This window comes from Ferrigenium sp. UT5 (assembly GCF_045866295.1).
GTDB lineage: Bacteria > Pseudomonadota > Gammaproteobacteria > Burkholderiales > Gallionellaceae > Sideroxyarcus.
Genome location: NZ_BAAFRY010000002.1, coordinates 71,028 through 83,615, shown reverse-complemented (window position 1 = coordinate 83,615; position 12,588 = coordinate 71,028). Strand labels below are relative to the sequence as shown.

Genomic DNA, 12,588 nt, shown 5'->3' with positions numbered 1-12,588 from the left:
TATCTGCCGCCGCACCCGCAACGGATATTCGGTTCACGGCTATTTGGATCACCCCAGCAATACCAAGCCCCACACTGCAAACACGTTGAACAGGCTGACCAGTACCGCGGCACTGCCGGTGTCTTTTGCGCGCTTGGCCAGGTTGTGATCCTCCAGTGAAATACGATCGACGGTTGCTTCGACGGCGGAGTTGAGCAGTTCGACAATGATCACCAGCAACACGCTGGCGATCATCAGCGCCTTGCCGAGAGAGCCCACCGGCAGCCACAGTGCCAGCGGGATAAGAATGGCAGCGAGCAGTGTTTCTTGCCGGAAGGCGTCCTCATGTTTGTAGGCGGCACGGAAACCATCCCATGAATAAATGAAGGCGTTGCACAAGCGGATGAAACCGGTCTTGCCTTTATACGGGCTTTCCAAGGTTCGTTCCTGTTCGTCTAGAGTGTCCATTGTCGCTACGTCCCATCAAAAAGATGCGCAAAAAAAGAACGCGCACCAAGCTGCATGCGCGCAAAGGGGGAGAGAACACGAATCAGGTTATGAGGCCTTGTGCATGAAGTGTTTGGCATAGCGCGCGTTCAGGCGCGATACCGGCAACAGGATGAACAGGTCGGCACAATTGAAATCCGGGTCCCAGGCCGGCTCGCCGGCGATATAGGCGCCGAGGCGCAGATAACCTTTGATCAGCGGCGGGACGGCGACTTCAAGATTTTGGTTCAGCGCTTCCAACGGCAGGCGGCAATGCGGGAATACGCGATATTCGGCGGGCGCGGCGTGCAGTTTGTGCACCTTGTTGTACACGCTGGCGGCGTAATGACCGCCGTCGGCCATGCTGATGCTGGCGCAGCCGATCACATATTCGTGGTTGTGCTTGCCAATGTAGTCGGCCAATCCGTTCCACAACTGGGTGATGGTTGCGCCGTCGCGGTAGTCGGGATGCACGCAGGAGCGTCCCACTTCCACCATGCGGTCGCGCAGGTTCTCCAGGCGCGACAGGTTGAATTCGGTTTCGGAGTAGTAGCAGCCTGCCTTGCAGGCTTGATCCGGGGGCAGGATGCGATAGGTGCCGACGACTTTGTCCGTGCCGTGGTCACGCACCAGCAGGTGGTCACAGAATGCGTCGAAGCGGTCGATGTCCAGCCCGAGGTTTGCGCTCGGCAAAGTGGCGCCCATCTCTTCGCCGAACACCTTGAAGCGGATGCGCTGTGCTTCGGCGATTTCGGGCAAATTACGCGCCAGGCTGAAAGTAAGCCGGCGCTCGGTCTTGGCAGTCGGTTGTCGGATTAGTTCTAACATGGGTGCTCTCCTGTGACGATGAGGCTCGCAGGTTAGCGTGCGCATGTTGCACGCGGGTTAAGGCAGGATGAATGTTGGATGAATCCGCGGTTCCCAGGGCGTCCGCGATGGATCGTTGGGCTGCCTGGCTCAGACTGCGCCTGTCCTGCGCACTGGCGTTCAGTGCCGGAGTGGTCAGCAGGCGCACCTGCAATGCCGGCGCGCACAGGATGGCCCACATCGAGCTGCCGAAAGAGACCTCGTCGATGTAGGCGGCTGTCGTGCTGATCCTGCCCTGCGCGTCCTGATAGCGGATGGCGACGGGCAACACAGCGGCCGCCGCATCGATGGCGGGCTGGAACAGCGAAGCGTGGAAATGCCCGACTGCGCTGCCATCGGTGGTGGTGCCTTCAGGGAATATGGCAAAACATTCGCCGCTGCGCAGGGATTGCACCAGATGAACATTGAGGCGCGCCGCATCGCGTGCCTTGCCGCGTTCGATGAACAGGGTCTGTGCGCGTGCACACAGCCAGCCGATCAGCGGCCAGTGCCGCACTTCCGCTTTGGCGACGAAGCGCATCGGCACCACCGTGTTCAACACGAACACGTCCAGCCAGGAGATGTGATTGGTGACGATGAGTCCGTGGCGCAGCCCGTGCAGAGGAGCGTCGGCGGCGACAAGCACTTTCACGTTGAAGATGTCCAGCAGTCCGGCCGACCAGTTTTGCAGGATGCGGCGGCGGAGATTGGCGTTCAGCCAGGGATAGATCGTCGCCAGCGTCAAGCCGTAGCCAATGTGCAGGGCGATGCGCGCGGCACGGAACAGGGCGACAATCCGTCGTGGCATCAGGGATTCAATCCACCGAGAACACGAACAGCGTGCAGACAAAATCGAGGGCCGCAGCGAGACCTTGCGTGAACAACAGGGAGCCGATGCTGCAAGTGCCGTTTGCGCTGACTGCGGTGACGAAGGGTTGCATGTCAATCTCCTTTTTAAAATGCTTCAGGCGAGTGCGCGCTGTTCGACGAACAGACTGTTGCCGGCAATTTTCTTTGCCATCTTCTTGGCGTCCGTCATGGCCGCAGAGACTTCGAGATATGACGTGAATTCGCCGGGTGTCACCTGGAGCGCACCGATGGAAAGGCTGGTGAGCGGATGGAATTGCTGCATGCCATCGCGGCCTTCGGTGGTGTAGCCGCCCGCAATCTTGTGTTCTTCCTGGAACATCAGCGAGGCGGCCTGCGCGAACGAGCGCAGCGCCTGTTCGCAGCGTGCCCGCCAGTTGGGACTCTGCAGCAGCAACACAAAATCGTCGCCGCCGATGTGGCCGATGAAATCCAGCTTCGGGTCGCAGGCCCAGTTGAGGATGCGACCGGTAAGCCGGATCATCTCGTCGCCTTTGCCATAACCATAGATGTCGTTGAACGGCTTGAAATGATCGAGGTCGGTGTAACAGGCGACGAACGGGGTGTGCGCCTGCAACAGGCGTTCGATGTGCTCGTTGATCGGCACGTTGCCGGGCAGCAAAGTCAGCGGATTGGCGTAACGCGCCGCTTCCAGTTGCATGCGCGTCAGTTCGCGCAGCAGATCCTGGCCGGACGCGACGCCGATATAACTGCCGTTCTCGGTAATGATGAAGCCCTCCGTCAGATGACGGCTGTCTGTTTCGGCCAGGAAGTGACTGAGTTCCGCGATGGTCATGTTCTTTTCCACCAGCAACGGCGCACCCGGAATAATGTCCTGGCAAGGTTCTTTGCCATGCAGTTCGCGCTGGAATGGCTTGGAAAACTGTTCAATGAAGTGATGGCGGTTGACCAAGCCGAGCGGAGTGCCCTTGGCGACGATCGGGATGAGGGACAACGCGGGATTGGTGTAAAAACGTTCAAACAGGCGATCGATCGGCGTTTCAGGGTGGACCGGTTCGATGTGGGTAATCAAGTTGCCCGCCATCGCCTGTGAACGATTAAAGCTTGCGCATTGGGTGGCGGCGGTGTTTGATTCATGGATGATGTGCCGGGTGTCATCTCCGGCCAGCAGCGGCGGCGTGGCCTGGGGGCGCGCGATAAAATAGCCCTGTCCCAGTGCGATGCCGATGTCTTTCACCGCGCGCAACTCGGCTTCGGTTTCGATCCCTTCGGCGATGACTTGCGTGCCGCAGCTGGCGGCGATGTGCTGGATCGATTTCAGAAACTGCAATTTGATCGGGTCGCGGTCCACGCCCTGCACAAAACTCATGTCGATCTTGACGAACTCCGGGCGCAGCTCCAGCCACAGACGCAGACTGGAGAAGCCCTCGCCCAGATCGTCGATGGCGATCCTGAAGCCCATCGCGCGGTAATGCAGGAGCGCATCGCGCATCGCAGCAAAATCAAAAACAGGCTGGTTTTCGGTGAGCTCGATCACGATGCGAGCCGGGTCGAGGTTGAGTTCGCGCATGAATGCCAGCGTCTGGCCGTTCCTGAAGTCGGGGAGAGCCAACATTTCGGGACTGACGTTGAGGAACAGGTTCCCGGGCAGGCTCTGCGTGGCAAACGCTTCCAGCACGGTTTGCCGTGCAAGCATCTCGACTTCCAGCGACAGCCCGTGTTGTTCCGCCGCACCGAACAGTTTGATCGGCGTATGCAGCGGGCTGTCAGCCGGACCCCGGATCAATCCTTCGAAGCCCAGAAAATCAGCGTGGCCGAGGTTGAGGATGGGTTGAAACACGGCGTTCAGGCGGCGCTGGTCGATGATCTCGCGCAAAGGGGCCCCGCTTTTCTCCCTGACGGGTGACGACAGAAATTGGTCTGCCAGGAATTGTGCACGGGCAGTGGTGCGATACTTCTCAACAGGTAGAATGCTTGGCATGTGTTTCTCCTGCGGTTTAGGGGAGCGAAAGATAGCGTCGGTTTGTTACGCGGTTATGACGAAGAAGAAATGATCCAGCTTGAGCAACGCCACCGCACCTCTGGCATGAACTCCCGCTTTGCCGGAACGGGTTTGTCGTTCGCCGACTATGTGCGGCAGACGCGGGCGATGTTGCGCGTGATACGGGCGGATACTGTGGTTGACGGCAACGCGCCGTTCGAATTGTTGCCCGTGGGCGATGACCATCGGGGGCGGGCCAAACCCTTTCGGCGCGGTATTTTGCTGACCCACGGCCTGTCCGATTCGCCCTATCACATGCGCCATCTCGCCGCGTTTTTCCAGCGCAACGGGTTCCGGGTGATGGCGCTGCTGTTGCCGGGGCACGGCACGCAGCCCGGCGATCTGCTCGACGTGCATTGGCGGGAATGGGCAAGGACAGTGGCCTGGGGGGTCGACTGTCTCGCCGCCGAAGTGGACGAGCTGTACCTGGCGGGATTTTCGGCGGGCGGCGCGTTGAGTGTGCGGCAGGCCGCGAGCGATGCGCGGGTGCGCGGCCTGTTCCTTTTTTCACCGGCGCTGGAGATCACGGCGCGCGCGCGCTGGGCAAATCTGCACAAGCTGTATAGCGGGTTCGTTCCGGCTGCAGCGTGGCTAAACCTGTTGCCGGATGCCGACCCCTATAAATATGAGTCGTTCTGCAAGAATGCGGCGGCACAGATGTATGCGCTGACGCAAACGCTGCCGCGCGGTGGCATGGATATTCCGGTGTTTGCTGCCGCCAGCGCGGAGGATGCGACCGTGCATGCGATGGCCACGCTGCGTTTCATGCAGCGGGTGCGCCACCCGTTGCACCATCTGGTGTGGTATGCGCGGGAAGCGCTGACCGGGCAAAACCTGGAGTGGGTGAACAGTCATCTGCCCGGGCAGCACATCCTTTCCAGTGCACACACCGCCATCGTCATGGCGCCGGAGGATGCGCACTATGGCGCGCACGGGGATTATGCGAACTGTCTGCATTATTTTGCGGAAGAGCCGGCGCGTTATACGGCGTGCATGGCGCGCGCGGACGGATGGGGCGAGGTGCTGCCGGAACTGCTCGCGCCGGGTGTGCTGCGCCGCCTGACCTGGAATCCGCACTATGCGGCGCTGGAGACTTCCATGCAGCGTTTCATCGGGGAATTGCCATGAGCCTGATCTATGCCCACCGCGGTGCCAGGCGCGAAGCAGCGGAGAATACGCGCAGCGCCTTCGACCGGGCGCTGGACTATCCGATCGACGGCATCGAGACGGATATCCAGTTGACCCGCGACGGGGTGTGCGTGCTGTGGCACGACGATGACCTGAAGAAACTCGGCCTGCCCGGCACGCGCATCGACGACTGCGATTTGTCGCGATTGCAGGCAATGGACTTCGCCGCACATTTTCCCGGCGCGGCCAAAGGGAATGTGATGCGCTTGCAGGATTTTGTGGCAGCCTATCGCGCGCGTTGCCGTTTGCTGCTGGAAATCAAACGCTATCCAGGCGAGGCGGAGGCGCGGCAGCAGGACAAGGTGGCACAGACCCTGGCCGCCGCAGGCACGGGGTCGGAGCGGATGCTGGTCTCTTCGTTCGATCTTGACTCGCTCATCCATGCGCATCGCCTCGCGCCGGATTTTCCGCTGGTGCTGAATCTGGAGCCGGAACACGATGCGAATTTTGCGCAACAGACCTTGATCGCGCACCCCTGGCTGCACGGGCTGTGCGTGCATATCGCCACGCTGGACGAGGGCATGACCGGCGTGGTGCGCGAGGGCGGCAAACGGATCGCGGTCTATACCTGCAACAGCGACGCGCAGATCGGGCGTGCGCTGCGGCTCGGGGTGGACATCCTGATCAGCGATGTGCCGCAGCAGGCGTTGCAAATGAGGGCTGCATGAAACGCGATTTTGCAGCGCTCAACGACGACTTCGACCTGCTCGTCTGCGGCGGCGGCATCTATGGCGCGTGGACGGCTTACGATGCGGCGTTGCGCGGGCTGAAGGTCGCGCTGGTCGAGCAGGCAGACTGGGCGAGCGCGACATCGTCTGCTTCGAGCAAACTGATCCACGGCGGTCTGCGCTATCTGGAGACTTACGATTTCAGGCTGGTGAAGAAAGCGCTGCGGGAGCGGCGCGTGTTGCTGGACATTGCGCCGCATCGTGTGTGGCCCTTGCGTTTCGGGGTGCCGGTGTATGCGGATAGCCGCAATGGCCTGCTCAAATTGAAAGCCGGCCTGACGTTGTACGACGCGCTCGCCGGTTTTCCGCCGGAGGCGATGCGCCATCGCCGTTTTGGCGCCGCAGATTTCCACGCGCATTTTCCCTTCCTCGCCGCACCGGCTTTGCGCGGCGGTTTTACTTATGGTGATGCGCAGACCGACGACGCGCGACTGGTGCTCGAGCTGGTGGCCGGCGCGCAGGCAGCGGGCGCGGTGTGTGTGAACTACGCCCGGCTCACGGCGTGGAACGAAGCCGGGGGCAAGGTGTGCGGCGCAACGGTGCGCGACCAAGAAAGTGGCGCCACCGCGTCGGTCGCGGCGCGGCAATGCGTGAGCACGAGCGGGCAGTGGCTGGCAACGAGCGAAGCAGGGCGCGCCTGGTGCCGCCTGAGCAAGGGCGTGCATCTGGTGCTGCCGGGGCTGCCGGCGGCGGAGGCGCTGCTGCTGACGGCGAAAGCGGATGGCCGCGTGTTCTTCCTCATTCCCTGGTACGGGCGCACCCTGCTGGGCACCACCGACACCGACTATCGCGGCGATGTGGGGCGAGTCGAGGTCGGGGAAGCGGATGTCGACTATCTGCTGGATGCCGCCAATGATTATCTGCAATTGAAGTGGACGCGACAGGATGTCATCGCCGCCTACGCCGGTTTGCGCGTGATGAAGCGGAGCGACGCGGCGCATCCTTCTGCGGCCAGCCGCGACTGGGAAATCAGAACGGCAGCAAACGGTCTGCACCATTCGGTCGGCGGCAAGATCACCTCGGCGCGCGAGGACGCGGCAGTGATCGTGGATGCGGTGTGCGCCAGACTCGGCCTGGCGGCGCGCGGCACGAGCGGCGTGCGCGATCTGCCGTGGAAGCCGCAGCAGGATTTTGGTCTATGGGCGGCTGAAATGACCGCGCGCGCGCACAGGCTGGGCATCGATGACGAGAGCGCGCTTTGGTTGCTGCGTCGGCATGGTTCGCGCGCTGGGCAAGTGATGCAACGGGTCGGGGAATCGCCGCAACGGGCGGCACGGATCGTGCCGGAGTTGCCTTTGACCGAAGCCGATCTGTTGTTTTGCGCACAGCGCGAGATGGTGCTGCATCTGTCCGACCTGTTGCGCCGCCGCCTGCCTTTGATGATTCTGGCGCAACCGGACGAGCGCATGCTGCGCCGTGTCGCCAACCTGCTCGCGCCGATGCTGTGCTGGGATGCGGCGCGAGTCGAGCAGGAGATCAAGGCGTGCCGCGCATGATTGCCGCGATCGGACTTGATCTGGGCACGACCGCGATCAAGGCGGGATTGCTGTCGGGCGCGGGCGAACTTGACGCCATCGTCTCTCGCCCGGCACCTGCCATCGTGGCCGACGGCGGGCGTTACGAAAGCGATGCGCTGGAATATGCGACGGTGGCGGAGGCTGTACTGGCGGAATGTCTGGCCAGCACGGATGCGCGCCCACCGTTGGGGATGTGCAGCCAGCGCTCTTCTTTTCTGTTGTGGGAGCGGGACAGCGGGCAGCCCGTCACACCGCTCATCTCGTGGCAGGATGACCGGGGCGCGGCAAGCTGTGCGGCGTTGCGCGCCGCCGAGCACACGGTGCGCGCGCTGACCGGACTCCCGCTGACGCCTTATTACCTGGCGCCCAAACTGCACGGACTCCTGCATGCGCATCCGGCATGGCGCGAAAATTTGGTCGGCGGCGAATGGCTGCTGGGCACCCTCGATACTTTTCTCATCTGGCGCTGGAGCGGCGGCCAGCACTACCAGACCGATGCGTCGATGGCGGCGCGCACGCTGCTGATGGACACGCAGCGCGGGCAATGGTCGAGCGAACTGTGCGCGCTGTTCGATATTCCGCAACAGATTCTGCCGCAGATCACGCCTTCGGCGGGTATCGCCGTGCCGTTGCGCAACGGGCTGGTGTTGCGCGCCAGCCTGGGCGACCAGTCGGCCGCACTGCGGGCGGCAATCGCGGAAGGCCCGGCGCAGGCGCTGGTCAATCTGGGCACGGGCGGTTTCGTCGTGCGCTACCTGCCCGCGGGGCGCGGCGCACCGCCGGGTTATCTGCAAACGCTGGTGTGGCAGGATGCCGCGCGGGGGATGCACTATGCCGCCGAGGGCACGCTCAATTCCATCGCCGCCGCACTGGCCGCGTATCCGGTCGCGTCGTGCCGGGCGGATGATCTGGCGCGCGATGACATTTTCTGCCTGGCCGAACCGAGCGGGCTGGGGGCGCCATATTTTCGCGGCGATCTCGGCCTTGCCTTCTCCGCGCCGGTCGAAAACTTGTCGGCACCCCGCATGGGAGTACTGCTGCTGGAGGGCATCCTCTTCCGCGTGGCGCGCATCCTGGAAGATTTCCGGCGTGAGTTCGGCCTCGAACGCGTCTATCTTTCCGGCGGCTTGTCCAACCTGACCTGTCTGCAGCAGGGCATTGCGCAGTGTGTGCCGTGCGCCATCTATCTGCTGCCGCAACAGGATGCCAGTCTGGCGGGCGTCGCCCGGCTTGCGGCCGGAATGGCAGGCGGCGCGGCCGCAGCGGAAAAGGTCGGAGGGCCGGTTAAACTGCCGCAGTTGGCGGCCAAATACGGGCGCTGGAAGATCTGGCTGGACGGCTTGCTGCGCGCCTGAAGTCGCCGCACGCGATTCGTTTGACAGGGCGGGATGACTCGCATAGAATGCGCGCCCTTCGCAGTCCGTTATCCATTTTTAAGTATTAGGAAATGCCATGAAAACATTTTCCGCCAAGCCGCAGGAAGTCCAGCACGACTGGATCCTCGTTGACGCAGCCGACAAGGTGCTGGGCCGTCTGGCCAGCCAGATCGCATCCCGTCTGCGCGGCAAGCACAAGGCCATCTACACCCCGCACGTCGATACCGGCGATTTCGTGGTGGTCGTCAACGCAGACAAGCTGCGCGTGACCGGCAACAAGGCACAGGACAAGATGTACTACCGCCACACTGGTTATCCCGGCGGTATCTACGAAACCAATTTCATCAAGCTGCAACAGCGTCATCCGCAGCGCGTGCTGCAAAAGGCCGTGCGTGGCATGTTGCCGAAAGGCCCGCTGGGCTACGCCATGTTGAGCAAACTCAAGGTGTACGGCGGGGCTACGCATCCGCACAGCGCGCAACAACCGAAACCCACTGACCTGTTGAAGGCTTAATCATGAGCGTAACTTATAACTACGGAACGGGCCGTCGCAAGAGCGCGGTGGCACGTGTGTTCATCAAGCCCGGCAAGGGCGAGATCATCGTCAACGACAAGCCGATCGACCAGTTCTTCTCGCGCGAAACCGGGCGCATGGTCGTGCGCCAGCCGCTGGAACTGACCGCGATGGCAGGCAAGTTCGACATTCTGGTGAACGTGTCCGGTGGCGGCGAATCCGGCCAGGCCGGTGCGGTGCGCCACGGCATCACCCGCGCCCTGATCGATTACGATGCGGCGCTGAAACCCACCTTGAGCCAGGCGGGTCTGGTGACGCGTGATGCACGCGAGGTCGAGCGTAAAAAAGTCGGTCTGCGCAAGGCGCGTCGCAGGAAACAATTCTCCAAGCGTTAAGCTTGCAGGGAACCGGGAAAGCCGCCTTTGGGCGGCTTTTTCATTTATCATTCGGGCACTTGGAAGGTGTGGAGGCGGACGTGATCAAAGTCGGAATCGTGGGGGGGACGGGCTATACCGGGGTCGAATTGTTGCGCTTGCTGGCGCGGCATCCGCAGGTGGCGTTGCAGGCGATCACCTCGCGTGCCGATGCCGGCATGCCGGTCAGCCAGATGTTCCCCAGTCTGCGCGGGCAAGTTGATCTGGCTTTCTGCCATCCCGATGCGGCGAATCTCGACCAGTGCGACGTGGTGTTCTTCGCCACCCCCAACGGGATTGCGATGCAGCAAACCCGTGCCCTGCTCGATGCGGGCGTCAAGGTCATCGATCTGGCTGCGGATTTCCGCATCAAGGACATTTCCGAATGGGAAAAATTGTATGGCATGCGTCACGCCTGCCCCGATCTCGTGGCCGAGGCGGTTTATGGTCTGCCGGAAGTGAACCGGGCGCAGATCAAACAGGCGCGCCTGGTGGCGAATCCCGGCTGTTATCCGACGGCCGTGCAATTGGGATTCATCCCGCTGCTGGAGGCCGGTCTGGTCGAGGCCGGCTCGCTCATCGCCGATGCCAAGTCCGGGGTGTCGGGGGCGGGGCGCAAGGCGGAAGTCGCCACCCTGTTCGCGGAAGCGACCGACAATTTCAAGGCCTATGGCGTGGGCGGGCATCGACACCTGCCCGAGATCAGGCAGGGATTGGCGCGTGCAACCGGCAACGAAGTGGGGCTGACGTTCGTGCCGCACCTGACGCCGATGATTCGCGGCATCCATGCGACGCTGTATGCACGCCTGAATAAAGAGGCCGATTTGCAAGCCGTGTTCGAGCAACGTTACGCCGGTGAAGCTTTTGTCGATGTGATGCCGGCGGGCAGCATGCCGGAAACCCGTTCGGTGCGGGGTTCGAATCATTGCCGGATCGCGGTCCATCGGCCGCAGGGCGGCGATACCGTGGTTGTGCTGTCGGTGATCGACAACCTGGTCAAGGGTGCCGCCGGGCAGGCGATCCAGAACATGAACATCATGTTCGGTCTGGCCGAGGGGAGTGGCTTGCACGTGGTTCCTTTGCTACCATGACGCCATGATTTCCCGATTCAAGCGTCGTTTCAGCATTTCCGCGCCGCGCCTCGCGGTGCGTCCGCACGTTCCCTGGTATGTGCGCTGGGCGATTACCTTGCCCTTCCTGCTGGCCGTCGGCTTTCTGGTCTGGTGGGCGTATGACGCGGGGATGGCGCTGGCCGGATTCCATCGCGGCGAGGCGGAGCAGGAGATTTCCCGCTTGCGCGAACAGGTGATGCTGCTGGAAGCGCAGAATGCGGTGCAGATCAACCAACTTGCGGTGCAGGAGCGCCAGGCACAGATACAACTGGCGGCGGCCGGCGAGGTGCAGCAACAGATCATGGTCCTGCAGGAGGAGAACGGTCGGCTGCGCGAAGATCTTTCCTTCTTCCAGAGTCTGCCGCTGACGGCGGGGCGCGATGCCGAACTTTCGATTCACAACGTGAAACTGGAGCCCGGAACCTTGCCGGGCGAATACCACTGCCGCATGCTGCTGGTGCAGGGCGTACAGCGGCGCGGACGGGTGTTCCAGGGCGATTTGCAGATCGTGGTGGACGGCGAACAGGGCGGGCAGAAAGTGGTGTTACAATTCCCCCCCCCGGACTCGCCGGAGGTGGCTGCACAGCACCTTAACTTCAAGTATTACCAGCGCGTCGAGCGTACCTTCCGCTTGCCGGAGGGCGTGCAAATCGACAGCGTGCAGATCAGGATTTTCGAGAAAGGCATGCAGGAACCGAAGATGGTCCAAACGGTCCTGCTTTCATGACGGAGTGGCAGTGATGTTCAGCAAGCACAGCAAACCGCAAAATCGAATCGACTCGCTCATCGGGGTGGGTACCAAAGTGGTGGGTGACCTCCATTTCACCGGTGGATTGCGTATCGATGGAGAAATTTGCGGCAATGTCATCGCCGATCCGGGCAAGGCCAGCACGCTGGTGCTGAGTGAACAAGCCAGAGTGAGCGGCGAAATCCGTGTGACCCATCTGGTTTTGAACGGCACGGTGATCGGGCCGATCGAGGCGAACGAGTACCTGGAACTGCAAAGCAAAGCCAAGGTCACAGGCGACGTGAAATACAAAACGCTGGAGATTCAGTTGGGCGCCATCGTCGAGGGAAAGTTGGCGCATATCAGTGAAGCAACGGAGAAGGTGGTGTCACTGAAGGTGAGTGGCGCCGAATCCAAATAACACCAAGGAGAGCGAAATGAATGCAGTCACCGAAATGCAAGACCCGTTGTTGTTCACCGACAGCGCGGCAAACAAAGTGAAGCAGTTGATCGAGGAAGAGGGGAATGCCGACTTGAAGCTGCGCGTATTCGTCAGCGGTGGCGGCTGTTCCGGCTTCCAGTACGGCTTCACGTTCGACGAGGTCGTCAACGATGACGATACCGTGATGAGCAAGAACGGCGTGCAACTGCTGATCGACCCGATGAGTTTTCAGTATCTGGTCGGTGCCGAGATCGATTACAGCGAAGGACTGGAAGGTTCGCAGTTCGTGATCAAGAATCCGAACGCGACAACGACCTGTGGCTGCGGCTCCTCATTTTCCGTTTGAGCGTTGATCAGGCAATGAAAGCGGGGCACACAACGTGCCCCGCTT

Annotated in this window: 15 protein-coding genes; 10 read left to right on the top strand and 5 right to left on the bottom strand. The window is 61.8% G+C overall.

All coding sequences use genetic code 11. The features are described 5' to 3' along the window. Nucleotides 1-48: 48 nt before the first annotated feature. The 5 genes from ACKTSJ_RS01240 to ACKTSJ_RS01220 form a co-directional block, all read right to left on the bottom strand. Nucleotides 49-417, bottom strand: a complete 369-nt coding sequence (locus ACKTSJ_RS01240) for a diacylglycerol kinase (RefSeq protein WP_407896591.1) — start codon at nt 415-417, stop codon at nt 49-51. Between the two features lie 117 nt (nt 418-534). After that, nucleotides 535-1,293: a GNAT family N-acetyltransferase gene (locus ACKTSJ_RS01235; protein WP_407896589.1), complete on the bottom strand. Its 759-nt coding sequence runs from the start codon at nt 1,291-1,293 to the stop codon at nt 535-537. After that, nucleotides 1,226-2,119, bottom strand: a complete 894-nt coding sequence (locus ACKTSJ_RS01230; RefSeq protein WP_407896587.1) for a lysophospholipid acyltransferase family protein — start codon at nt 2,117-2,119, stop codon at nt 1,226-1,228. Before ACKTSJ_RS01230 ends, ACKTSJ_RS01235 begins: the two co-directional genes overlap by 68 nt. A gap of 7 nt (nt 2,120-2,126) precedes the next feature. Next, nucleotides 2,127-2,252, bottom strand: coding sequence for a hypothetical protein (locus ACKTSJ_RS01225; protein ID WP_407896585.1), 126 nt, complete (start codon nt 2,250-2,252; stop codon nt 2,127-2,129). Nucleotides 2,253-2,275: 23 nt separating this feature from the next. Further along, complete coding sequence (locus ACKTSJ_RS01220) at nt 2,276-4,120, bottom strand: EAL domain-containing protein (RefSeq protein ID WP_407896583.1); 1,845 nt, start codon at nt 4,118-4,120, stop codon at nt 2,276-2,278. 42 nt (nt 4,121-4,162) lie between these two features. On the opposite strand from ACKTSJ_RS01220, the gene ACKTSJ_RS01215 reads away from it, so the two are divergent. From ACKTSJ_RS01215 to erpA, 10 genes are all read left to right on the top strand, one after another. Next, a complete protein-coding gene (locus ACKTSJ_RS01215) occupies nt 4,163-5,308 on the top strand; it encodes an alpha/beta hydrolase (protein WP_407896581.1) in 1,146 nt (381 codons plus the stop codon). Continuing rightward, complete coding sequence (locus ACKTSJ_RS01210; RefSeq protein ID WP_407896579.1) at nt 5,305-6,036, top strand: glycerophosphodiester phosphodiesterase; 732 nt, start codon at nt 5,305-5,307, stop codon at nt 6,034-6,036. The genes ACKTSJ_RS01215 and ACKTSJ_RS01210 overlap by 4 nt, the downstream gene beginning before the upstream one ends. Beyond that, nucleotides 6,033-7,592: an FAD-dependent oxidoreductase gene (locus tag ACKTSJ_RS01205; protein ID WP_407896577.1), complete on the top strand. Its 1,560-nt coding sequence runs from the start codon at nt 6,033-6,035 to the stop codon at nt 7,590-7,592. The genes ACKTSJ_RS01210 and ACKTSJ_RS01205 overlap by 4 nt, the downstream gene beginning before the upstream one ends. Further along, nucleotides 7,589-8,968, top strand: a complete 1,380-nt coding sequence (locus ACKTSJ_RS01200) for an FGGY family carbohydrate kinase (RefSeq protein ID WP_407896575.1) — start codon at nt 7,589-7,591, stop codon at nt 8,966-8,968. Before ACKTSJ_RS01205 ends, ACKTSJ_RS01200 begins: the two co-directional genes overlap by 4 nt. Before the next feature lie 97 nt (nt 8,969-9,065). Further along, the gene (gene rplM / locus ACKTSJ_RS01195; protein WP_407896573.1) at nt 9,066-9,503 is read left to right on the top strand and encodes a 50S ribosomal protein L13; all 438 of its coding nucleotides are present in this window, start codon (nt 9,066-9,068) and stop codon (nt 9,501-9,503) included. Between the two features lie 2 nt (nt 9,504-9,505). Further along, nucleotides 9,506-9,898 carry a 30S ribosomal protein S9 gene (gene rpsI, locus ACKTSJ_RS01190; RefSeq protein ID WP_407896571.1) on the top strand — a complete coding sequence of 131 codons (393 nt, stop codon included), beginning with the start codon at nt 9,506-9,508 and terminating at the stop codon, nt 9,896-9,898. Nucleotides 9,899-9,978: 80 nt separating this feature from the next. Beyond that, nucleotides 9,979-11,007 carry an N-acetyl-gamma-glutamyl-phosphate reductase gene (argC, locus tag ACKTSJ_RS01185; RefSeq protein ID WP_407896569.1) on the top strand — a complete coding sequence of 343 codons (1,029 nt, stop codon included), beginning with the start codon at nt 9,979-9,981 and terminating at the stop codon, nt 11,005-11,007. A gap of 4 nt (nt 11,008-11,011) precedes the next feature. After that, complete coding sequence (locus ACKTSJ_RS01180; RefSeq protein ID WP_407896567.1) at nt 11,012-11,755, top strand: DUF6776 family protein; 744 nt, start codon at nt 11,012-11,014, stop codon at nt 11,753-11,755. 13 nt (nt 11,756-11,768) lie between these two features. Continuing rightward, nucleotides 11,769-12,176, top strand: coding sequence for a polymer-forming cytoskeletal protein (locus ACKTSJ_RS01175; RefSeq protein ID WP_407896565.1), 408 nt, complete (start codon nt 11,769-11,771; stop codon nt 12,174-12,176). A 16-nt stretch (nt 12,177-12,192) separates the two neighbouring features. Continuing rightward, nucleotides 12,193-12,543, top strand: coding sequence for an iron-sulfur cluster insertion protein ErpA (gene erpA / locus ACKTSJ_RS01170; RefSeq protein WP_407896563.1), 351 nt, complete (start codon nt 12,193-12,195; stop codon nt 12,541-12,543). Nucleotides 12,544-12,588 lie beyond the last annotated feature (45 nt).